General features: G+C 63.7%; 19 protein-coding genes. 10 read left to right on the top strand and 9 right to left on the bottom strand.

Annotation, left to right across the window (positions count from 1 at the left end):
- Nucleotides 1–10: 10 nt before the first annotated feature.
- The 4 genes from IRI77_RS13980 to IRI77_RS13965 are packed head-to-tail and all read left to right on the top strand — an operon-like array spanning nt 11 to nt 2520.
- Nucleotides 11–580, top strand: coding sequence for an RNA polymerase sigma factor (locus tag IRI77_RS13980; protein WP_194452658.1), 570 nt, complete (start codon nt 11–13; stop codon nt 578–580).
- Nucleotides 577–1161, top strand: coding sequence for a hypothetical protein (locus IRI77_RS13975; protein WP_194452657.1), 585 nt, complete (start codon nt 577–579; stop codon nt 1159–1161). The genes IRI77_RS13980 and IRI77_RS13975 overlap by 4 nt, the downstream gene beginning before the upstream one ends.
- Complete coding sequence (locus IRI77_RS13970; RefSeq protein ID WP_194452656.1) at nt 1145–2263, top strand: hypothetical protein; 1119 nt, start codon at nt 1145–1147, stop codon at nt 2261–2263. Before IRI77_RS13975 ends, IRI77_RS13970 begins: the two co-directional genes overlap by 17 nt.
- Before the next feature lie 50 nt (nt 2264–2313).
- Complete coding sequence (locus IRI77_RS13965) at nt 2314–2520, top strand: hypothetical protein (protein WP_228486738.1); 207 nt, start codon at nt 2314–2316, stop codon at nt 2518–2520.
- A gap of 38 nt (nt 2521–2558) precedes the next feature.
- Here the strand turns inward: IRI77_RS13965 and IRI77_RS13960 are convergent, their stop codons facing one another.
- Genes IRI77_RS13960 through IRI77_RS13950 form a run of 3 tightly spaced genes read right to left on the bottom strand, consistent with a single transcriptional unit; the run spans nt 2559 to nt 5308 of the window.
- Nucleotides 2559–3374, bottom strand: a complete 816-nt coding sequence (locus IRI77_RS13960) for a DUF2845 domain-containing protein (RefSeq protein WP_228486737.1) — start codon at nt 3372–3374, stop codon at nt 2559–2561.
- A gap of 4 nt (nt 3375–3378) precedes the next feature.
- On the bottom strand, nt 3379–4272 hold the full coding sequence (locus IRI77_RS13955) for a CPBP family intramembrane glutamic endopeptidase (RefSeq protein WP_194452654.1): 894 nt from the start codon (nt 4270–4272) through the stop codon (nt 3379–3381).
- 16 nt (nt 4273–4288) lie between these two features.
- A complete protein-coding gene (locus IRI77_RS13950) occupies nt 4289–5308 on the bottom strand; it encodes a GHMP family kinase ATP-binding protein (RefSeq protein WP_194452653.1) in 1020 nt (339 codons plus the stop codon).
- Between the two features lie 50 nt (nt 5309–5358).
- On the opposite strand from IRI77_RS13950, the gene IRI77_RS13945 reads away from it, so the two are divergent.
- The 3 genes from IRI77_RS13945 (at nt 5359) to IRI77_RS13935 (ending at nt 8141) form a co-directional block, all read left to right on the top strand.
- Complete coding sequence (locus tag IRI77_RS13945) at nt 5359–5880, top strand: peptide deformylase (protein WP_194452652.1); 522 nt, start codon at nt 5359–5361, stop codon at nt 5878–5880.
- Between the two features lie 148 nt (nt 5881–6028).
- Nucleotides 6029–6403, top strand: a complete 375-nt coding sequence (locus IRI77_RS13940; RefSeq protein WP_228486736.1) for a PilZ domain-containing protein — start codon at nt 6029–6031, stop codon at nt 6401–6403.
- A gap of 196 nt (nt 6404–6599) precedes the next feature.
- Nucleotides 6600–8141, top strand: coding sequence for a hypothetical protein (locus tag IRI77_RS13935; protein WP_194452650.1), 1542 nt, complete (start codon nt 6600–6602; stop codon nt 8139–8141).
- Nucleotides 8142–8209: 68 nt separating this feature from the next.
- On the opposite strand, the gene IRI77_RS13930 is transcribed toward IRI77_RS13935, so the two are convergent.
- The 6 genes from IRI77_RS13930 to lpxC form a co-directional block, all read right to left on the bottom strand.
- The gene (locus tag IRI77_RS13930) at nt 8210–9004 is read right to left on the bottom strand and encodes a sugar phosphate isomerase/epimerase family protein (protein ID WP_228486735.1); all 795 of its coding nucleotides are present in this window, start codon (nt 9002–9004) and stop codon (nt 8210–8212) included.
- A 123-nt stretch (nt 9005–9127) separates the two neighbouring features.
- A complete protein-coding gene (locus tag IRI77_RS13925; RefSeq protein WP_194452648.1) occupies nt 9128–10864 on the bottom strand; it encodes an ABC transporter ATP-binding protein in 1737 nt (578 codons plus the stop codon).
- Between the two features lie 4 nt (nt 10865–10868).
- Complete coding sequence (locus IRI77_RS13920) at nt 10869–11486, bottom strand: YdcF family protein (protein ID WP_194452647.1); 618 nt, start codon at nt 11484–11486, stop codon at nt 10869–10871.
- A gap of 6 nt (nt 11487–11492) precedes the next feature.
- Nucleotides 11493–12044 (bottom strand): DUF3093 family protein, encoded by a 552-nt coding sequence (locus IRI77_RS13915; RefSeq protein ID WP_194452646.1) that lies wholly within the window; start codon nt 12042–12044, stop codon nt 11493–11495.
- Between the two features lie 48 nt (nt 12045–12092).
- Nucleotides 12093–12632 carry a CDP-alcohol phosphatidyltransferase family protein gene (locus IRI77_RS13910; RefSeq protein WP_194452645.1) on the bottom strand — a complete coding sequence of 180 codons (540 nt, stop codon included), beginning with the start codon at nt 12630–12632 and terminating at the stop codon, nt 12093–12095.
- A complete protein-coding gene (lpxC, locus tag IRI77_RS13905; protein ID WP_194452644.1) occupies nt 12632–13522 on the bottom strand; it encodes a UDP-3-O-acyl-N-acetylglucosamine deacetylase in 891 nt (296 codons plus the stop codon). Before lpxC ends, IRI77_RS13910 begins: the two co-directional genes overlap by 1 nt.
- 161 nt (nt 13523–13683) lie before the next feature.
- Here lpxC and polA point away from each other — a divergent pair, with 161 nt between their 5' ends.
- The 3 genes from polA to IRI77_RS13885 all read left to right on the top strand — a co-directional run bounded on the left by polA (nt 13684) and on the right by IRI77_RS13885 (nt 20822).
- Entirely contained in the window at nt 13684–16050 is a 2367-nt protein-coding gene (polA, locus tag IRI77_RS38040) for a DNA polymerase I (protein ID WP_228486734.1), read from the top strand.
- Between the two features lie 7 nt (nt 16051–16057).
- On the top strand, nt 16058–17266 hold the full coding sequence (locus tag IRI77_RS13890) for a ribonuclease H-like domain-containing protein (protein ID WP_194452643.1): 1209 nt from the start codon (nt 16058–16060) through the stop codon (nt 17264–17266).
- Nucleotides 17267–17525: 259 nt separating this feature from the next.
- A complete protein-coding gene (locus IRI77_RS13885; protein ID WP_194452642.1) occupies nt 17526–20822 on the top strand; it encodes a TonB-dependent receptor in 3297 nt (1098 codons plus the stop codon).
- The last annotated feature ends 11 nt before the right edge of the window (nt 20823–20833 follow it).

Genomic DNA, 20833 nt, shown 5'->3' with positions numbered 1-20833 from the left:
TGGTCTGGCAATGAACGAGCCACGAGAACTGCCTTTGTGTCCGGCGGTTTCCCCGGAATGGCGGGAAAAGCAGGACCAGTTCGTTCAGGCCAACATGCGCCGCGTTTTCCTGATCATCTACCGCATCGTCGGCAACGTGGCCGACGCGCAAGACCTTACACAGGAAGCGTTTATCAAGGCTCTGCAGCGCCAGGACCAGTTGAAGGACCTGGAGAAAGCGGCCCACTGGCTGTCGCGCATCGCCTCGAACACGGCCATCGACTTCCTGCGCCGCCAGGGGCGGGCGAGCTTCACCGAGATCGATGAAATCGCCGATCCGATCACGACGGCTCCGGAACGCAGCCCGGAATCGCTGGTCCTGCGCACGGAGCATCAGGACTACCTGGCAGAGGGCCTGAGCCGCCTCACGGCGCGGGAGCGGGCCGCCATTATCCTGCGCGACGTCGAGGACTTGCCGGCCGAGGAAGTGGCCCGGCGGTTGAACTGCGGCAAGGCGACCGTGCGGTCCCACATTGCCAATGCCCGAACCAAGCTCCGGAAGTATCTGGAGCGGAATCGACAGGAGTTGAAACGCCCATGAAGAGCCATCCTGGGCCGGAACAACTCGCGCTTTTCGCCGGAAACGATCTGAACTTCTGGCCGGCGCTGCAAGTGCGTATCCATCTATATGGATGTGCGCAGTGTGCCTCCGAGGTAGCCGTCCTGCGGTCGGCGCGACAGGAATTGCATGACCGGGCCGATGAGCTGCCGGAAGACCTCGATTGGAGCCTCCTGGAAGCGGAGATGAGCGCGAATATCCGCCTGGGCCTCTCGGCCGGCGCGATTGTCGGCCGTCCCGTTGTGCTGGAACCCGCGCCGGTGCCCGAAGCGGCCGGTTGGCGCCTGGCGGTTGTTCTTGCCTCCCTCTCGTTTGTGGCGGCAGCCGGCTGGTGGCTGAGGAATCCCGCCAATCTGCGGCCCATCGCGGATCCCGCTGCCGCCGTGCTCTCCGAAGCCCGCCCGGACGGGCTGGCGCTGCAGAACCATGGCGCCGCGCTGACTTTACTGAATCATTCGAAACAGCCTGCCGTGACCACCGTCAGTTGGGACGGCGGCGCGCGGGCCAGCTTTGTCGACTCTGAAACCGGTCAGGTGACCATCCACCATGTCTCCGCGCAATAGTATCCTGCTCGTTCTGGGCATGGCGGCCGCGCTTTACGCGCAGGGGCCGGAGGTGCCCGTTGACCCCAGCAACTCGTTCCAGGTGAACCTGCCGGGCGACGGACCGCTGTCGTGGGTTTCGGCCGATTGGGGCCGGACAAGAGCGACGGCCCGCGGCGGCGCCATGCTGGTGGATCTCCATTCGACGCTGGTGTTCAAGAACTCCTCGTCCCGCGCCATCCGCGGCGTCTCGCTGCTGGTGCTGGCCCAGGAGGTCACTCCGGGCGGCAAGGCGTCCGTGACGGTGCCGAGCCTGGATGTCCAGCCCGGCGAAAGTTTCCCGATCCGTGTGGATTTGCGCCTAATGCGGCCTCTCAACACAGGCACGGGCGTCCTGGTCCAGGTGGGCCTGGACGGAGTTCTGTTCGAAGACCTGACGTTCTATGGACCCAACCGGCTGAACGCGCGGCGCGACATGCTCTCGTGGGAACTCAGCGCCCGGCGCGACCGCAAGGCGATGCTGGCGGCCCTGAACCAGGGCGGTCCCGAGAATCTGCGCAAGCAACTGCTGTCCGTGCTGGCCCGGCCCTCCGACAACCTCGTCATGGGGATGCAGGTGGCCCGCGCCATGCCCTCCACCAATGTGGAAGCGGGCCGCAGTGTCGAGTTCGCGTTCCTGCAATTCCCTGACTCGCCGGTGGAACTGCTGTCGGGAGACGTCCGCATGACCGGGACCGAGGCGCGCGCTCCGCGCATCGAACTGCAAAGCAAGGCCAAGCGGGCCATCCGCTTCGTCGAGCTCGGCTGGCTGGCCAAGGACGAACAGGGCAGGGAATTCATGGCCGGGACGCTGCCGGCCGACCTGAACCTGCCGCCTGGGCAGCACTCGACCATCCGCAAAGAGAATACGCTCCGCTTCGCGAAACCGGTGAACAGCCTGACGGCCTTCCCAACCGCGGTGGAGTTCTCGGATGGCGACCTGTGGGTGCCCTCCTACGCCGCGCTGAAGGATCCCAGACTGGCGGCCGCGCTGCCTGCTTCCGGAGAAGAGCGCCGCCTGGCGGAACTCTACCGCCGCAAGGGCCTGGATGCCGTGGTTCAGCAACTGCGGTCGCTGCGCTAATCTTCACTTCGCTCATTGCGCTAAGCTTCTAGCAGATGGATATATCTGGGTTGATTGGCCGTTCGCCCGACCGGTTGTCGCTGGTCGAGCGCCGCAATTTTGCCGGACTTTGGATCGCGCTTGAACTATACACGCCCGAGACTTTGCCGCTGAAGCGGATTGAGGCGGCGGGCCGCAATGTTGTCGAGTGCGTGAAGCAGCTCAAATCCAGAGGCCTGGATCCCCTCAACTTCGAGTTTGTGGCGCTGCAGAGCTGAAGCTGCCGGCGGATGGGGGCGCGCTCACGCTCGCGGCTCTACTGCTGCGGTTTCGGTTGCGGCGCCGTGGCTCCGCCCAAGCCGGCGTAGCTGTCCTTTACCTTGGTCACCTTGCCGTTGGCGAAGGTCACAAAGGTGATCTTGCCGGGCGGGTAGCCATAGATCCAGTCCTCTGACTCCAGGCCGTCCTTGCTCTCGCGGATGCGGTCGCGCGGCTGTCCCATGGCCATCTTCACCTGATCCCGGTTCATGCCGATCTCGGCCCGCTTGGCCTTGATCGCCTCCTGGATCTCCGGCGGCAGGGTTTCGAAGTAGTTCTCCGTGGCGCTGCGCTTCTCGAAATCCAGCACCGGCGCGAGCATGGTCTTGATTTCGGCCGGCTTCACGGCCGGCATGCGGCCGGGAAAGACCACCGCAATGGTGGTGCCGGCGCTGCGCGACTGGTTGCGGCTCATGGGTACGGTCGATTGCCCGCCGCCCACGCCACCCTCGATGCGCTCGTACCACTTGCCTTTCACGTTCAGGCCGTTGTTGATCTGGAGAATCAGCTTGTTGTCGTCGAAGTCGATTTTCGTGACCTGCACCAGTTCGCCGACGCGCGCCACGGGCCCATACTCGTCCCCGATGGCCAGCCATTCCTTTTTGTCGTACTTGCCGTCGCTGGGGAAGGGTACCGCCTTCTTGGACCGGGGCAGGTAGGCTTTGACGGTGGCGTACTCGGCGGTGAGGCCGCGGATCAGCTCCACCTTCTCCTCGTCGGTGAGCTTGCGGATCGGGTCCGCCTTGCCGGTCTGCGCGGGCGCAAGACAGGAACTGATGCCCAGCAGCACCATCAGGAGCGGGAAGCGCTTCATGTCCTCACAACTCCTTTCCCGGGCCGGATTCCGGCTCTGGCGGCACTGCGTCCACCAGCGGAGCCGTCTGCCGCTCCAGGGAAGCCCGCCACAGCCAGACGCCCAGCAGCAGGACGCTGATCGTTGCCAGGATGCTGCCTTCGGCGCCGTAGTCGCCGCCGCTCCAGAGCGGTCCGGCCTTCCAGCGCAGAGTGTAGCCCGACAGTCCCATGGTAAACCCGCTCAGGTTCACGCCGAACAGGGGCAGCGTCCAGTTCCAGCCGAAGTGCAGGCCGATGGGCAGCCAGAGGTCGCCGCTGCGGTAGAAGGCATAGCCGAAGAGGATGCCCCACAGTCCGGTGTTGAGGATGCCCAGCGGGTTGGTCCCCATGTTTTCGAGGTGCGCCAACGCAAAGAGGACGCCGAAGGGCGGAATCACCCACCACGGGCCGTAAGCGCGCAGCAGAATCTGGAAGGCGTATCCGCGGAACATCATCTCTTCTCCGACGGCCCCGAACAGTAGGACGACCGAGACGAGAAGAAGTTTCCCCGGAGTGAAAGCGTTGGCGGGATCGGTGGACGGTTCGATGGACGCCATGCGGATCCCGACCGGCACAACGAGTGTGACCAGGGCCGCCACGATGCCGCCGCCCACGCCGAGCCAGAGGTGGCGCAGGCTGGACGGGCTCCAGGCCATGCCGATGTCTTCCAGTCGGCCGCGCTCGAAGGTGCGGACGACGAACAGGCTGGCGAGCGTAGCGGCGATGAACAGGCTCATGGCCGCGGCCACCAGGATGCTGGAGCCGCTCAGCAGCCAGCCGATCAGTCCGCCGGCATAGCGGATGAACAGCAGAAACAGGCCGCCGCGCAGCAGCAGTCCGAACAGCCCCGGCTTGGAATAAGGAGTTGCGTCCGGCATCCGCGCCTTTGTCCGCTTAGGACAGGGTCTTTACGACGACGCCTTTCGGCGCCACCTCCACCGGCAGCACCTTCACGCCCTGGCCGGCGCCTTCGGTCTCGATGGCTTGGGCCACGCGCTCGCGGGCATCCGGTTCACACAGGAACACCACGCAGCCGCCGCCGCCCGCGCCGCACACCTTGGCCGCCTTGGCGCCGGCCTTCTTCGTCGAGGCGATCAGGTGGTCGATCAGGGGCGTCGAGATGGAGGGGGCGTTCTTCTTGCGGTGCGACCACTCTTCGCGCAGCAGGCGCGCCGTTTCGTTCCAATCCTTACTGTGCAGGGCGCCGCGCATCCCGTGGGCAATCTCGGCGATGCGCTCGAAGTTCTTGAGCACTTTCTTATCGCCGTCGATGTGGAGCTTCATCACTTCCCAGTTGTTGATGCCTGAGTTGCGCGGCTTGCCGGTGTAGGCCAGCACAAACCGGCTGTTCAACTCGGCCAGATCCACGGGCATCGAACTGCGCTGGATGCCGGCCACCGTCAGGTCGATCGCGCTGACGCCACCGTACATCGCAGGGTAATAATCCTGGCAGCCGGTGGGGACGTTGACCACCTGGGCCTCGATGTTTTGGGCGATCTCGCGAACCCGTTCGATGTTGTGCCGGGTGCCGCAGAACTTGTTGAAGGCGCTTACCGTCGAGATGAGCAGCGCGGAGGAGCCGGAGATCCCGGCGCCCTGGGGCGACTCCGAGTTCGTCTCCACCACCAGGCCGCCGGCGGGTTTGAAGTGCTTCACCACGTTGGCGGCGAGGACGTTCCGGACTTTGGGCGCGGCCAGAAGCGTGGAGAGCGAGTCAAACGTCTCTTCCATGTTCTGGTCCTGCGAGCGCAACGTGATCGCGTTCCCCTCATGCGGCATGATCCGGCAACTGGTGTACACGCTCACCGCGAAATTCAGGGTGACGGCATTCGGGTGGTACAGGTACAGCGGCCAAATGTCGAGGGTGCCACCGGCCAGATCCACACGGCAGGGTGATTTTGCGAAGACTTGCATCAGGTCTAGCTTAGCCGATCCCCTGCTCCGGCAGCACTACCATAAGTAATATGCCAGTTCGCCGCATTCTGCAGTTGGGCGATCCCCTTCTGCGTACGATCTCCACTCCAGCCGAGCCCGCCCAGTCCCAGGAGGTGCTGCTGGATCTGGAAGACACGCTGGCCGAGTTCCGGCGCACCCACGGTTTTGGACGGGGCATCAGCGCGATTCAGATCGGTTCCGCCCTCCGTCTCATCTTCCTTAAGGTGGAGGGCGTACGGTACGAACTGATCAATCCCGAGTACTCCTGGCAGAGCCCGGAGAGGTTCCCGCTGTGGGACGACTGCTTCTCGTTTCCTGACCTGATGGTGCATTTGCGGCGGCATCAGCGGATCCGCATCCGGTATCAGGATGCAGCCGGCGCGTGGGTCGAACTGGAGGCGGAGGGCGCGCTCTCTGAGCTCATCCAACATGAGATGGATCACCTGGATGGAATCCTGGCGGTGGACCGGGCGGAGGGGCCGCATCCGCTGGCCACGCGCGAGGAATGGGCGAGGCAGTACCAGGGGTACGGGTCCGGATCGATTTTGTAGTACCAAATGCAGTACCTTGGGATTACTATGGAGCTGGTTGGGGTTGTATGGGCACTACCTTAGCTCCTTTACCTAGACCCAATTAGGGCGAAATTGTACAGGCATTCCGCATGCATCAAATGCCGGGGGATGCCGATCAATTAACTGTATGATTGAGCGGCGCGCAGAACCGAGAATGCTGTGTGCGGACCTGGTGGATGTCCGGTGGAGGGACAGAGCCAACCGCAGCAGGCGGGCGGTGGCCAACCTGGAGGACATCTCCCTGTCGGGAGCCTGTATCCAGTTGGACATGCAGATCCCTATCGGAACATTGGTTCGCATCTCCTATCCCAAGGGTGAGTTTGCCGGCCTGGTTCGCTACTGCCAGTTCCGCGAAATCGGCTACTTCGTCGGCATCCAGTTCGAAGCCGGCTGCAAGTGGTCGAGGAACAGCTTCAAGCCCCTGCACCTTCTGGATCCACGTTCCTTGTCAAAGAAGACGACTCCGCGCTCCAAAGCAGGTCCCTTCAGTGCAATGAGTTGACGGCCCTCCTTCATTCTTCCGCTACAACAGGAACAATCTGGTCTGAAACTCCGTCTTAGAGAGCTGAGCGGAGGATTCGGGTTTGGTGCTGGCCGTGCAATGTCCCGCCGGGGCGTTTGCGCGCGGCAGCTCGTGTGCCACTCCTTTCCGCTCACGGGGCCGATCCGGGTCCTGTCAGCAGGTGATTGGAGTAGCCATGAAGCTATGCCTCTGTCTCGCCGCGGCCGTCTGTTCCGCTGCCTGGGCTGGTCCGCCGGAGCCCTCTGAACTCTCCTCGAAGGCCAGGCTCTACCTCGAAACCGCCGCCGGCATGATTGCCGCCGCGCCGCCCGATTTCCAGGCCGGGGCGCTGCTGCAATTGGGCATCGTCACCTCGAGAAATGACCCGAAAAAGGCGCTCGAATTCTATGAGCAGGCGTTTGCGGCCAGCGCGCTGCTGCCCACGCAGTCCGGATATCGTCTACGCGAAGAGTTCCAGTCGATGCTGGCCGGACACGTCGCCAAGGTGGAGGTGGAGCGCGCCATCCAGCTCATCACCGCCATGACACCTCCGGCTGCCGGCGAGGTGGATCCGCGTTCCGGCGCGCTCATCGAGATCACACGCCAGTTGCTGGCGAAGAAGCGTCTCGAACGGGCCGCTGAGTTCCTCGACCAGATGGTAGTGGGCGGAGCGTATCCCTTCGACGCCATCGCACTCGTGGTCCAGGCCCAACCGCCGGGCGACGACCGCCGCCAGTTGCTGTTCTCCCAGGCGCTGGTCGGCTTCCAGCAGCGTCCGCAGACTGAGCCGTTCGAGCGCTTCATCCGCACTTTCCGGAAGGAGATGCCGGAGCAGACCTTTCAGCAGGCCGTGCGGCTGCTGGGCAAGGCGGTGCTCGATGGCAAAGGGCTGCCGGAACCCCACAGCCAGACCATGGTGGCCCCCAGCGGTACGGTGACGCTCACAGATCCGAAGGACGTCGAGATCTTCAATGCGCTGGATCTCATCGCGGACGTCGATCCCGCCTGGGCCAAGGAGATTGCGCGGCGGCCAGGCTTGCAGGCCGTGTTGGAACGCTATCCGCGCGGCAAGGCGTCCATCGAAGCCGGGCAGGGGGAGACGGTGACGACGCGCGGCACCATCCGGCCCGGCCAGTCGCAGGCGGAGATCGAACAGCGCGCCGGGGTACTGGCCTTCGAGACGCAGAAGATGACCGAAGCCATGCGCTCCATCAATAAGGATCCGGCGAGGACCCTGGAGGCGGCCGCGCAACTGCCTTCACCGCAACTGCAGGCGCGGGTGATCGAGATGGTGGCCATGATGGCGGGCTCCAAGGATCCGGCCGAAGCGCACAGCCTGCTGGGCAAGTGCGTGGAGACGCTCGAAGCGATCAAGACGCCGGACTGGCGGGCGAATGGCTGGGGCGCGGTGGCGGTGTCGGCCGCGAAGATCCAGGATCCGGAGTTGGCGTTGAAGGCGCTGGAGAAGGGCATTGCGGACGCGCGTGTGGTCTACAAGCAGGAGGCGAATCCGGACGACCCTAACCCCTATACGAAGGCGGTCTGGACCTCGACCCAGCTCTTCAAACTGCTGTTCCACCGCGCCGCGCGCTCACTGGGCCTGGCGGCCGAGCCGCTGCTGGAGAAGGTGCCCGACACGGAGATCCAGATCATCGCCAGGGTGGAGATGGCCGCCGCGTGGATCGGTGCCCCGTCGACGGGCTGGTTCGCGCCGTCCAGCCGGCCGAAGAAGAAGTAGCGGCGGGTCCGGACAGCAAAAGACCGGAGCTACGGCGATGGCTCCGGTCTTGATTGGGAACGCTCCGGCTACGCCCGCAGGGCTGCGTTGACGCCGCGCATGTAGGCGAAGCTCTTCTGCATGCCGGGCAGCGGGTTGTCGGCATTGATCTCGTACTCGAGATGCACGATGCCCTTGTAGTTCATCTTCTTCAGTTGTTTGAAAATGCCGACGATCGGCATCTGGCCGTCGCCTACATCCACCTGGCTGTCGCGGTTCATCAGGTCGCGCAGATCCTTGATGTGCATGTCCAGCAGGCGCGGTCCGGCGGCCTGGATCTCTTCAATGACATTCTTGCCCGTGCGGGTGGTGTGGCCCACGTCGATGCAGACGCCCATGCGCGGATCCATGTCCTTCATCAGCTTCAGCGCGTCGGACGGGGCGGGGAAGTGCTTGTCCTCCGGACCATGGTTGTGGACCGCGATCTGGATGTCGTAATCCTTCAGGGTCTTCTCAATCATCGGCAGCGACTTGGCCGTGGCGCCGATGTTCATCATGGGCATGCCCAGCCGCTTGGCGTACTCGAAGTACGTCTTGATGTCGGCCATGTCGTCCTTCAGCATGTAGACCGTGCCGCCGCCGGTGAGCGTCAGGCCAGCCTTCTGGAAGTCGGCCTTGGCCTTGTCCAGTTCCTCGGGGGTGGAGCGGTAGAGCGCGTGAAACTCCTTGATGCAGAGGTAGGGCGTATTCAGCGCCTTCGTGCCCTTGATCGCGAGGGAGCGGCTGAATTCACGGAAGGAGTAGCTGGCCACACCAAGTCGGACATCGCCGGGGACGGGGTCAACGGCGGCATTCAAGACGGGGACTGCGGAAGCCGCGGCCATGGCGGCAGGAACTCCCTGAAGAAAAGATCGACGGCTGGATTCGGAGAACATGCTCCGATGATATATCAGTTAAGGAAGTCCGGTATTGCCGGTCGACACAGAATTCGAATGGCGTGCCGCGCGTCAGATCTGCTCGAGCTCTTCTTCCAGCAACTGCTTCTGGTGCAGTTCGGCGTAGTAGCCGCCGGTCGCAATGAGCTCCGCGTGAGTGCCGCGTTCGACAACGCGTCCTTCGTCCAGCACGTAGATGCAGTCGGCATCGCGCACGGTGGAGACACGGTGCGAGATGAGAATCGTCGTGCGGCTGCCGCTCTGGTTGCGCAGGCCGTGCAGGATCCGCTCTTCCGTGATCGTGTCGACGGCGGACAGCGCATCGTCGAGGATCAGGATCTTCGGCTTTCGCAGCAGGGCACGCGCAATGGCGGTGCGCTGCTTCTGGCCGCCCGAGAGCGTGATGCCGCGCTCGCCCACCTTGGTTTGGAACCCGTCCGGGAACTCCTCGATGTCATGCGCCAGCCCGGCGATGGCGGCCGCCTCGCGCACTTCCTCATCGGTCGCCGACTCGACGCCGAACGCGATATTCTCCGCGATGGTGGAACTGAACAGGAATGTCTCCTGCGGGACGAACCCGATCTGCCGGCGCAGGTCCGCCGGATCCAGTTCGCGCACATCCACGCCGCCGATCAGCACGGCGCCCGAGGTGACGTCGTAGATCCGCGGGATCAGTTGCACCAATGAACTCTTGCCGCTGCCCGTCCGGCCGACAATCGCGATGGTCTGCCCGGCCGGGATCTGAAGCGCGAGACCGTCCAGGACCGCGCGTCCTTCAAAGCTGAGGCCGGCCGCCTGGAACTCGATGTCCGCCGTCTCCGGCATGGCCTTGGGGTGCGCCGGAGCCGTGATCGAAGGTTCCTGCTGCAGATATTCCTGGATGCGGCTCATCGACGCTTTGCCGCGCTGCATCAGGTTCACCACCCAGCCGAAGGCGATCATGGGCCATACCAGCATGCCCATGAAGGTGTTGAACATGACGAAGCTGCCCAGCGAGATCTTGCCCTGCATCAACCGCAGCCCGCCCACGCCCAGCACCAACATGAAGGTCAGGCCGATCAGGGCCTGCAGCAGCGGCATGAACAGGCCCGAGAGCGTGGCCAGCTTCAGGTTCTGGGCGATGAAGCGCTTGTTCAGCTCCTCGAATCGAGCGATCTCGGCGTCTTCCTGGACATAGGCGCGGATCACGCGCACGCCGGCCAGGTTCTCCTGCACGCGGCTGCTGATGTCGGAGAAGAGCTCCTGAATGGCCTCGAAGCGGTCGTGGATCCGTTTGCCGAACACCATGACGACCACGGACACGACCGGAGCGGGCGTCAGCGCCCACAGCGTCAGTTGCCAGTCCACCGTGAACATGATGCTCAGCGCCAGGATGAACGTGAGCGAGGTCTCGGCCCAGTACATCACCGCCGGACCCAGCATCATGCGCACCGCGTTCAGGTCGTTGGTGGCGCGCGCCATCACGTCGCCCGTGCGGTAGCGCGAGTAGAAATCGTGGTTCAGCCGGACGAGGTTGCGGAAGATGTCGTTCCGCATGTCATACTCGACATCGCGCGAGATGCCGACCAGGATCACGCGCATCCAATACTGGAACAGGCCTTTGAAGAGCGAGACGCCCACCAGCCCCAGGCAGAACCAGTAGAGGGTGCTCAGCGGCTGTTTGTTGGTCACCGCGTCGATGCCGGAGCGCACCAGCAGCGGAATGCCCGCGCCGGCGATGTCTTTCAGGATGAGCGCGCCCAGGCCCAGCAGCACGCCGCGCTTGTACTTCCTGAGGTAGGGCCAGGCCGATTTGAAGGCTTTGGTCATCCGCTTAGATACCGAAGGGGGACGTGACTACCTTCGTCCACTCCAGGAAGATCTCTTTCCGTCCCTCGCGCGACAGGTACCACTCGCGCAGCCGGTAGCCGGGCGGATCGGCCGCCACGAAGATCATCTCCAGCCCCTGCGGAGCCTGCTGGCGGTAGATGCCGCGAGCCCGTCTCAGATGGCTGGCCACGCTGACGATCAGGATCTTCTTCAGGCCGCGGCGGGCCACATCACTCAGCACGGCCTGGGCTTCTTCCCTGGTCGACGTACTGGTGTTGGGGATGCACTGGAACCAGGCCTCGTTGAAGCCCTGTTTCACCGCGAAGTGGGTGGCCGGTCCGCATTCGTTCTCGCCAAAGGAAGAGATGGGCCCGCTCAGCAGTATCAGCGGCACGAAGCCCTCTTTCACCAGTTGCCCGGCGCGCAGCACCCGCTCGCCATGCCAGCCGCCCGCCAGCACCACAGCGGCCTCGGCCTTCTGGGGTGGTTCGCCCACGTCCAGGAAGGAGGCCAGGGAGCCGAGAATCGCCGCACGCTGCCACCAGATCAGGCCGCAGATGGCCAGAAAGGCAAGCAGGGGGAGATAGGCGAATCCACGGCGGCGGCCATGCGGGTAGAACATGCCCGCTTACTTTTCAGGATCGAGCCGGCCCGCCGTCCGGAGCTTGTGGTAGAGGCGCTCCACTTCCGCCTCGTCTTCAGGAGTCAGCAGTGGATAATGCGGAGAAGGGATGGCCTCCTTCATCTGCGCCTGCGGTTTGGCGGCTTCGCCGAAAATCTGGCTATGCGGCACCCCATTGATCAGGGACTGCGTGGAGCGCTGCTGGATGAGCCGCAGCAACTGGTTCGCATTGTCCGTCTCGCCAGGGTAGATCAGCCGGATCTTGGCGGAATCGGCCAGCGTGAGGTCCACCACCATGGGGGCCACCCAGCCGGTCTGGTCGATGCGCCGGACCGAAGCCCAGGGGATGAGCTTCTTGCCGGACTTGAGATGAGTATCGGTGACCTCAACCGTCGGGTGCAGGCCCAGCCAGAGCACGAAAAGCGCGCTAGCCAGAAGTAGCACCGCCGGGATAGCAGCCGGCAGCCAGGAGAGGGCGCACCAACCGGAGAAAGCAGCCAGCCCGAGAGCCACTGCCGCCGCGGTCAGGTAGGTACGCGCCGGAGTAAACCGAATCATGCCTTGCCCCACACTTCCAGCGTAAACCCCAGCGACGGAGCCGTCAATTTAAGCTTCGCGCAGCAACCGGACTCCGGTGTACATATAGTGCAGCCCGCTCACCACTGTGGCCGCCGCGGAGAGCCAAAGAAACGACGTAATCACCCAATGTGGCGGATAACCGGGCCAGGCCAAGTCCATGATGATCCAGCCCGCCAGTCCTAACTGGAAGAAAGTGCTGAACTTGCCCCAAATGCTGGGCGGCAGTGCGCGGATCTTTGTAAAAAGTAGGGCGCCGGCCGAAAACAGCAGGATCAGGGCGTCGCGGCCCAGCACCAGCCACACCAGCCACCAGGGCATCGACCCGCCGAACGCCAGGCCCAGGTACACCGTAATCGCCAGCACCTTGTCGGCGATGGGATCCAGCATGCCACCCAGCTTCGACTGCCACTGGAAGCGCCGCGCCAGATAGCCGTCCAGCATGTCCGAGAAGCCGGCCACGAACATCAGGGGAAACGCGCCGCGGGCGTCGTGGCGCGCCAGAAAGACGCCAATCAAAGGAGTAAACAGGATTCGAAGGATGGTGATGGTGTTGGGTAGATAGCGCATCAGAACGACGACGCGTGCACCAGGCTCATCGAATTCTCGTCGCCGGTGACGATTTCATACAGGGACGGATCGGACATAATCTTTGCCACCAGCGCCACGTGCATGGCGTGGCCTGCGCGCTCCGCGATGACGTGACCGCGCAGCGAGCGCCCAATCAGGGCCAGGTCGCCGATCAGATCCAGAGCCTTGTGGCGGCAGGGCTCGTCGGGGAAACGCAGTCCGCCCGGATTCATCACGTCGTTATCCGTAAAGCACACCGCGCTGTCGAGCGTGGCGCCGCGGATCAGGCCCATGTTCCGCATCTGGTCGAGCTCGGGCGCGAACCCGAACGTGCGGGCCGGAGCCAGTTCCCGGGCGTAGTTCTCCGGGGTCACTTCCATCTCCAGCGACTGCCCGCTCACCATCGGATGCTTGAAGTAGACATGGCAGGTCAGCTGGAATGTGTCGGCCGGCAGGATCGAGATGCGCTTGCCCGGGCCTTCCAGGCTCACCGGCCGCAATACGCTGAGGAACCGCCGCCGCCGCCGGGAATGCTTGATGCCCGCCTCGCGCAGCAGTTCCACAAACGGCAGCCCGCTGCCATCCAGGATGGGTACTTCCAGGTTGTCGATCTCCACATAGGCGTTGTCGATGCCCATGCTGTACAGCGTGCTGAGCAGATGCTCGGTCGTGGAGATCAGGACGCCCTGCCGCATCAGGCTCGTGGCGTAGCTCACCCGCTGAACGTACTTCCAACTGGCGGGAATCTCAAAGTTGTCCAGGTCCGTGCGGCGGAAGACAATGCCCGTTCCAGGCGATGCCGGCACGATGCGGATGTTCACCGGAACTCCGCTGTGCAACCCTACGCCCGAAGCTGCCACCGGGCGCTGGATAGTGGTCTCAAATTTCAAATGCGACTCCAGTCTCATCCTAACAGAGTTAAAACCGGCCAGTAAGTACTTTGTCTCTCACGATTTACAAATTTTGGAATGTGGTAATATGACCACAATCGGCCTCTTTCCTGTTGCCTGGATGCCACGATTGGGTTAGGATTCCCACCCCTGGGAGTATCATGAAACTCATGCCCCGGCTGTTCCTCGTCGACTCCTTCAACTTCATCTTCCGGGCCTTCCATGCCCGCCAGCGCATGAACGCCCCGCCCATGCGCAACTCGCGCGGCTCATCCACTGAAGCCATCTATATCTTTCACAACATGCTGCGGCGACTGGTGAAGCAGTACCAGCCGGACTACCTGGCCGCCGTCTACGAGTCTGAGGGCCCCACCTTCCGCGACGAGGCCTTCGCCGCCTACAAAGCCACCCGCACCGAGACTCCGCCGGAACTCATCGAGCAACTGCCCGCCATCGAACGCATGCTGGGCGCCATGCGGATCCCGGTCCTCAAATTGAAGGGCTACGAAGCCGACGACATCATCGGCACTGTCGCCTGGAAGACCGCCTCGCCGGACCTGGAGGTCTGGGTCATCTCGTCCGACAAGGACATGCTCCAACTGGTGAACGACCATGTCCGGATGCTGGACGCGATGAAGAACGACACGCTGTACGACCCGGCTAAGGTCAAGGAATTCAAGGGCGTGACGCCGGAACAGATCCCTGACCTGCTGGCGCTGGTGGGCGACACGGTCGACAACATCCCGGGCGCGCCGGGCATCGGCGACAAGGGCGCCGTCCAGCTGCTGGAACAGTTCGGCTCGCTCCAATCCCTGCTCGACAAGGCCCCCGAAGTCACCCGCAAGGCCTATCGCGAGAGCCTTCTCAACAACCGTGACCAGATCCTCTTCAGCCGTAAGCTGGCCACGATCGAGACCGAAGCCCCCTTCGAGTTCCACCTGGACGACCTCGCCATCCAGGGGCCCGACGTGCCCACGCTGGCCGAGTTCTACCGCGAGTACGAGTTCTACAGCTTCCTGAAGGAATTGAACGTCGACGCGCCGCCCGCCGTGGAGGAGACGCCCGCCGAAGCCTTTGATTCCACGGTCGTTTTCGACTACAAGGCGCACCTCTCGGCCGGCAATCCGCCGCTCGATCCGCCCATCGAGGACATCCTTTTATACTCGTTCCTCGTCCTGGCAGACCCGTCCGCCTGCCAGTTGGAGCCGCTGGTGATGCGCTACCTGGAGCGGCCCGGCGCCACCCAGGAAGAGACCCTCAAGCTGCTGGCCGCCAAGCTCCGGCCCCAGATCACTCCTGAGCTGAGGAAGCTCTACGACGAACTCGACCTGCCGCTGGCACCCGTGCTGGCACGCATGGAGCGCACCGGCATCCTGGTCGCGACCGATCAGCTCTCGGCCCTGTCCAACCGCATGGAAGCCGAGATCGGCAAACTCACCGACGACATCTTCGGCCTCGCAGGCAAGCCATTCAACCTCAACTCGCCCAAGCAGTTAGGCGAAATCCTGTTCGAGGATCTGAAGCTGCCCACGCAGGGCAAGACCGGCAAGACCAAGGCCTACTCCACCGCCGCCGATGTCCTAGAAACCCTGGCGCTGGAGCACCCCATCGCCCAGAAGATCCTGGAATACCGGCAGTTGGCCAAGCTCAAGGGGACCTACGTCGACGCCCTCCCCATGCTGCTGTCGCCCGCTGACCACCGCCTCCACACGACTTTCAACCCGGCCGGCGCCGCCACCGGACGCCTGTCCTCGTCCAATCCGAACCTACAGAACATCCCTGTTCGCACGGAGTTAGGCCGCGAGATCCGCGCCGCCTTCGTGCCCGATCCCGGCTGGACCATGCTGGTCGCGGACTACTCCCAGATCGAGCTGCGCCTGCTGGCCCACTACTCGGGCGATACGCTGCTGGTGGACTCCTTCCGCCGCAACGAAGACATCCATACCCGCACGGCCTCGGAAGTCTTTGGCGTACCCCAACTGATGGTCACGCCCGAGATGCGCCGCAACGCCAAGGCCGTCAACTTCGGCATCGTCTACGGGCAAACTGCTTTCGGCCTGGCCGCACAACTGGGCATCGGACGCGACGAGGCCGATCGCTACATTCGCAACTACTTCGACATGTATGCCGGAGTGAAGAAGTGGATCGAGGCGACCATCGCCGAAGTGCGTCAAAGAGGCTACACTCTCACGCTCGACGGCCGGCGCCGCCCCATTCCGGATATTGCCGCCAAGAATCCCAACGCCCGCTCGTTTGCCGAACGCACCGCCGTCAACACCCCCCTCCAGGGCACGGCCGCCGACCTGATCAAGCTGGCCATGATCCGCGTCGATGCGGAGATCACCAAGCGCAAGCTGCAGACCCGTATGTTGCTGCAGGTACACGACGAACTGGTGCTGGAATGCCCGCCGTCCGAGCTCGAAGAGGCCACCAGGCTGGTGAAGTCCACCATGGAGTCGGTGGTGAAGCTGAAGGTTCCGCTGCTGGTCGAGACCGGCCACGGTTCCAACTGGAGGGACGCGAAGTAAGGTCCGCATGGATCCCCTGAAGGCCCAACTCGAGATTCTGCGAGCCCGGCTCCAGAAGATCGACGCGCGGTACCAGACGGAGCCGCTGCCGGAGACCCGCGCCCTGCCCGACGGCGTGGAAGTCCGGACCGAGGACGGCACGCACTGGGAGATCGACCGCCACTGGCCGGCCCACCATCGCCACGGCACGGCCGACGTCGGGGCGCTCAGCGAACTGCCACAGGACCTGCTGGCCGCGCTGGTGAACGAAGAGGGCGTCACCGTGCCGCCCGAGCGCTGGGCCTTTCTCGATACGGAAACCAGTGGCCTCTCCGGCGGCTCCGGCGCGTTCGCGTTCCTGGTGGGCGTCGGCGGCATCACCGCCAACGGCTTTGTTTTGAAGCAGTTCTTCATGCGCGACCACGGCGAGGAGCCGTCGATGCTGAAGGCGCTCTCCGCATACCTCGACCAGTTCGACCTGCTGGTCACTTACAACGGCCGCTCGTTTGACCAGCCGCTGCTGGAGACCCGTTACCGCCTGCTGCGGATTCGCGAGCCGTTCCTCCGGCTGAAGCACGTCGACCTGCTCTACTCCGCCCGCCGGCTGTGGCGTCTGGCGCTGGAAAGCTGCCGCCTGCAGGAGCTGGAGCAGCGCATCCTGGGCGTCGAGCGGCACGGCGACGTCGATGGGCAGTTCATCCCGAATCTGTACTTCGAGTATCTGCGGACGGGCAACTTCGCGCCGCTGCGGCCGGTCATCTCGCACAACGCGGTCGACATCCTCTCGCTGGCCTGCCTCACGGCCATCGTGCCGGTAGCGTTCCGCGAGCCGCAGCGCCTGACATCCGGCGCGGAGATGGTCGCCCTGGCCCGCTGGTTCCGCAATGAGGGGCGGGCCGAAGATGCCCTCATGCTCATGCGCCAGGCGCTGAAGCGGACCCTGCAGGAGCCGCTGCTCTACGAAACGCTCTGGCATGTCGCCGACATGGAGCGCAAACTGGAACGTCACGATGCCGCCGTGGCCGTTTGGACGGAGCTTTCCACCATCCGCAACCCCTGGCAGGCCAAGGCGTTAGAGCGGCTGGCGATCCACTACGAACGGCGTGAAAAGAACCTCGCCATGGCGTTTGAGATGACCCTCGCCGCGCAGGTCATCGAAGATAGCGAGGCTCTTCAGAAGCGGGCCACGCGGTTGGCGAAGAAGGCCTCCGGCCCGAAATCCGGGCGGCTGCTGTAAGCTTCAGGGCGCCCGCCAGGGGTAAATGTTACGGCCGTAGAATCTTCCGCCGGCCTCTCCGGATAGCAACTTTCCTCTAGGTCCCCGTGCAGGAACTGAGGTACGATTCCATAATCGCGACCTGAATGTGACTGGGGATTCATCGAATATTCACTAAGAGCTGCTATTCCTGGTTGCGGCTTCAGGTCGTCCGGGGTGCGAAGTGTGCTTCGCGCGTTCAATTCCGATGACCATGCAGTCCGGCTTTTCTCTGTTGATCATGAACACACTCAAGGTCTCTCTCAAAACAGCGCTGACCGTCGCGCTCGCGGCGATCCTCCTGTCAGCTACCCTTCTGGCTCAGTTCGACACCGCAACCGTGCTTGGCACCATCCGCGACACGTCGCGGCTCCCGGTGCATGGCAGCATCGTCACGGTGACGAATACGCAAACCGGCGTCTCCCAAACGGCGGAGACGAACGAATCGGGTGACTATCAGTTCTTTAACCTCAAGGCCGGCACCTACACGGTGTCCGCCGAAGCCAAGGGCTTCAAACGCGTCACCGCCGCCCAATTCACGGTGAACGTCAGCGCACGCCAGCGCGTGGATCTGGATCTGCCCGTGGGCACGGTCACCGAGACCGTGGACGTCACGGCCGCCGCCGCGCAGCTCGAGACCGACACCAGTTCCCGCGGGACGGTGGTCGGCAACCAGCAGATCGTCAACCTGCCGCTGAACGGCCGCGCCTACGCCGACCTGGCGTTGCTGGTGCCCGGCGTCCGCAAGTCCGATCTGGCCAACGGCAGCACGCCGCGCGACGCCTCGTTCAACGTGAACGGCATGCGCAGCTCGCAGAACAACTTCGTCGTCGACGGTGTGGACAACAACGCCTACGGCACTTCCAACCAGGGCTTCTCCAATCAGGTGGTGCAGCCGTCGCCCGACGCCGTGCAGGAGTTCCGTGTCGAAACCAGCAACTACAGCGCTGAGTTCGGCCGCGCCGGCGGCGCGATTGTGAACGTCAGCATCAAGAGCGGCTCCAACGACTATCACGGCGCCATCTACGAGTTCCTGCGCAACACCTCGCTGAACGCGACGGGCTTCATCAAGCCGGTGCAGAACACCAAGCCGGTGCTGATCCAGAACCAGTACGGCGGTGCGTTCGGCGGCGCCATCAAGAAGGACAAGGCGTTCTTCTTTGCCGATTTCGAAGGCTACCGCCGCGTCGAGAAGACGATCATGTTCGCCACCATCCCCACGGTGGACCAGAAGAACGGCATCTTCTCCGCGCCCGTGCAGAATCCCTTCACTGGCGCCATCTACAGCCCCGGCCAACTGCCGGCTGCGCAGATCAGCAAGTTCGCCAGCACGGTGCTGGGGGCGCTGCCCGCTCCGAACCTGCCGGGCCTGTCGAACAACTATCAGTCGCTGCCCACCCAGCCGACGAATGTCGACAAGGGTGACGGCCGCTACGATCAGTACTTCGGTTCGAAGCTGACCGGCTTTGTCCGCTACAGCCACCGTCTCTCGCAGCAGCAGGTTCCGGCGGCGATTCCCGGCCTGTCGGGCGGCAACAGCAACGGCGATGTGCGCGTGTTGAACTACCAGACGGCGGGCGGCCTCACCTTCACGATGAGCCCCACCTCCGTCATCGAGTTCCGCATCGGCATCGGCAAGACCGAGGGCGGCAAGACCCCCTGGTTCGCGGGCCAGCCCAGCGTGGCGACGCAGCTCGGGCTGCCCAACTACCCCACCGACAAGCGCTTCACCGGCGGCCTGTATCCGCAGAACATCACCGGCTATGCGCAGCTCGGCGTGCAGGGCAGCAACCCTCAGTTCCAGAATCCCTTCCTGATCAACCCCAAGGTGAACTACTCGCGCATCATGGGCCGCCACACGCTGAAGGCCGGCTATGAGTACCAGAGCATCGGCACCGAGATCGACGACTTCAACCCGAAGTCGGGCACCGATAGCTACGGCGGCCGCTTCAGCAAGGTGGCTGGCACCGCCAACAACAACGAGCAGTATCTGGCCGACTTCCTATTCGGCGCCCGCAGCAACTATCAGCTCAACAGCGCCACCATCGTCAAGCTGCAGCAGCGCATGCACTTCTTCTATGTGCAGGACGACTGGAAGGTGAGCCCCAAGCTGGTGATCAACGCCGGCCTCCGCTATGAGTACGGCACGCCGCAGTGGGCCGACAAGAACGTCCTCTCGAACTTCGACCCCCTCTCGAACAAGCTGATCCAGGCGCAGGACGGCGGCATCTACGACCGCTCCCTGGTGCATCCGGATCGCAACAACTTCGCCCCGCGCCTGGGCGTCGCCTATACGCTGCGGCAGAAGACGGTCATCCGTTCGGCCTATGGCGTCAGCTTCATCCACTTCAACCGCATGGGCGGCGAGAACCTGCTGTCGTACAACCTGCCGAACATCCTGAACCCGTCCATCGACCAGGCGCCCAGCACGGCCGCCTCGGCTCCTCTCGCGCTCTGCACCATCACCTCGCAGGCGCCCGGCACCTGCTTCCGCACCACCGAGATGGGCTATCCGGATAACTTCCTGCAGCTCTCCAACGTGAAGCAGATCAACGTCCGCGCCAACTACATCCCGGCGGACTACCGCACCAGCTACATCCAGAACTGGCACTTCACCATCCAGCAGGAACTGGCCAAGGACTTCGTCCTCGATCTCGGCTATGTCGGCACGCGCGGCGTTGGCCTCATGATCCTGGGCGACTACAACCAGGCGCGCGTCAACAACGACAACACCAGCCTGCAGGCCCGCCGGCCCAACCAGGCCTTCGGCCTCATCCAGATCGCTTTCGGCGGCGGCTTCCTGAACTACCACGCGTTCCAAGCCAAGCTGGAGAAGCGCTTCAGCGGCGGTTTCTACCTGTTGAACTCGTTCACCTGGTCGAAGGCCATCGACAACGCCAGCGGCCACCTGGAAGCGAACAACGGCGACAACTCCCGCGTCAACTTCCGCGACCTGCGCAACGAACGCGGCGTCTCCGGCTACGACCAGCCCTTCAACAACACGACGACGGTGGTCTACGACCTGCCGTTCGGCGCGAAGCAGAAGTTCGGTTCCAGCTGGAACAAGACCACCGACTATGTGCTGGGCGGCTGGCGCCTCACCGGCATCCACACGATGGCCAGCGGCAATCCCGTCAACCTCAGCTACAGCCCGGCATCGGACTTCCAGGTGAGCGGTTCGCCCACCTACCGGCCCAACGTCACCGGCGATCCGATGATGCCCGAAGCGCAGCGCGACCGCTTACACTGGCTGAATCCGGCCACTGTCAGCGCGCCGACGGACCGTACACAGCCCTTCGGCAACGCGGGCCGCAACATCGCTCGCGCCCCGTCCCTGTTCCAGCTCGACCTGGGCCTCCACAAGGACTTCCCGGTCACTGAGCGGTTCAAGGTCTCGTTCCGCACCGAAGCTTTCAACCTCTTCAACAAGACGAACTTCGGACCGCCGAACGCGAACATCTCCAACACCAACTTCGGCACCATCACCAGCACCTATCCGGCCCGCCAGTTGCAGTTCGGCCTGAAGGTTCTGTTCTAAAGACCCGCACG

Source organism: Paludibaculum fermentans, from assembly GCF_015277775.1.
In the GTDB taxonomy this organism is placed as follows: Bacteria; Acidobacteriota; Terriglobia; order Bryobacterales; family Bryobacteraceae; genus Paludibaculum; species Paludibaculum fermentans.
Note: the sequence above shows the minus strand (reverse complement) of the source record. Positions and strands in the feature narration are given on the sequence as shown.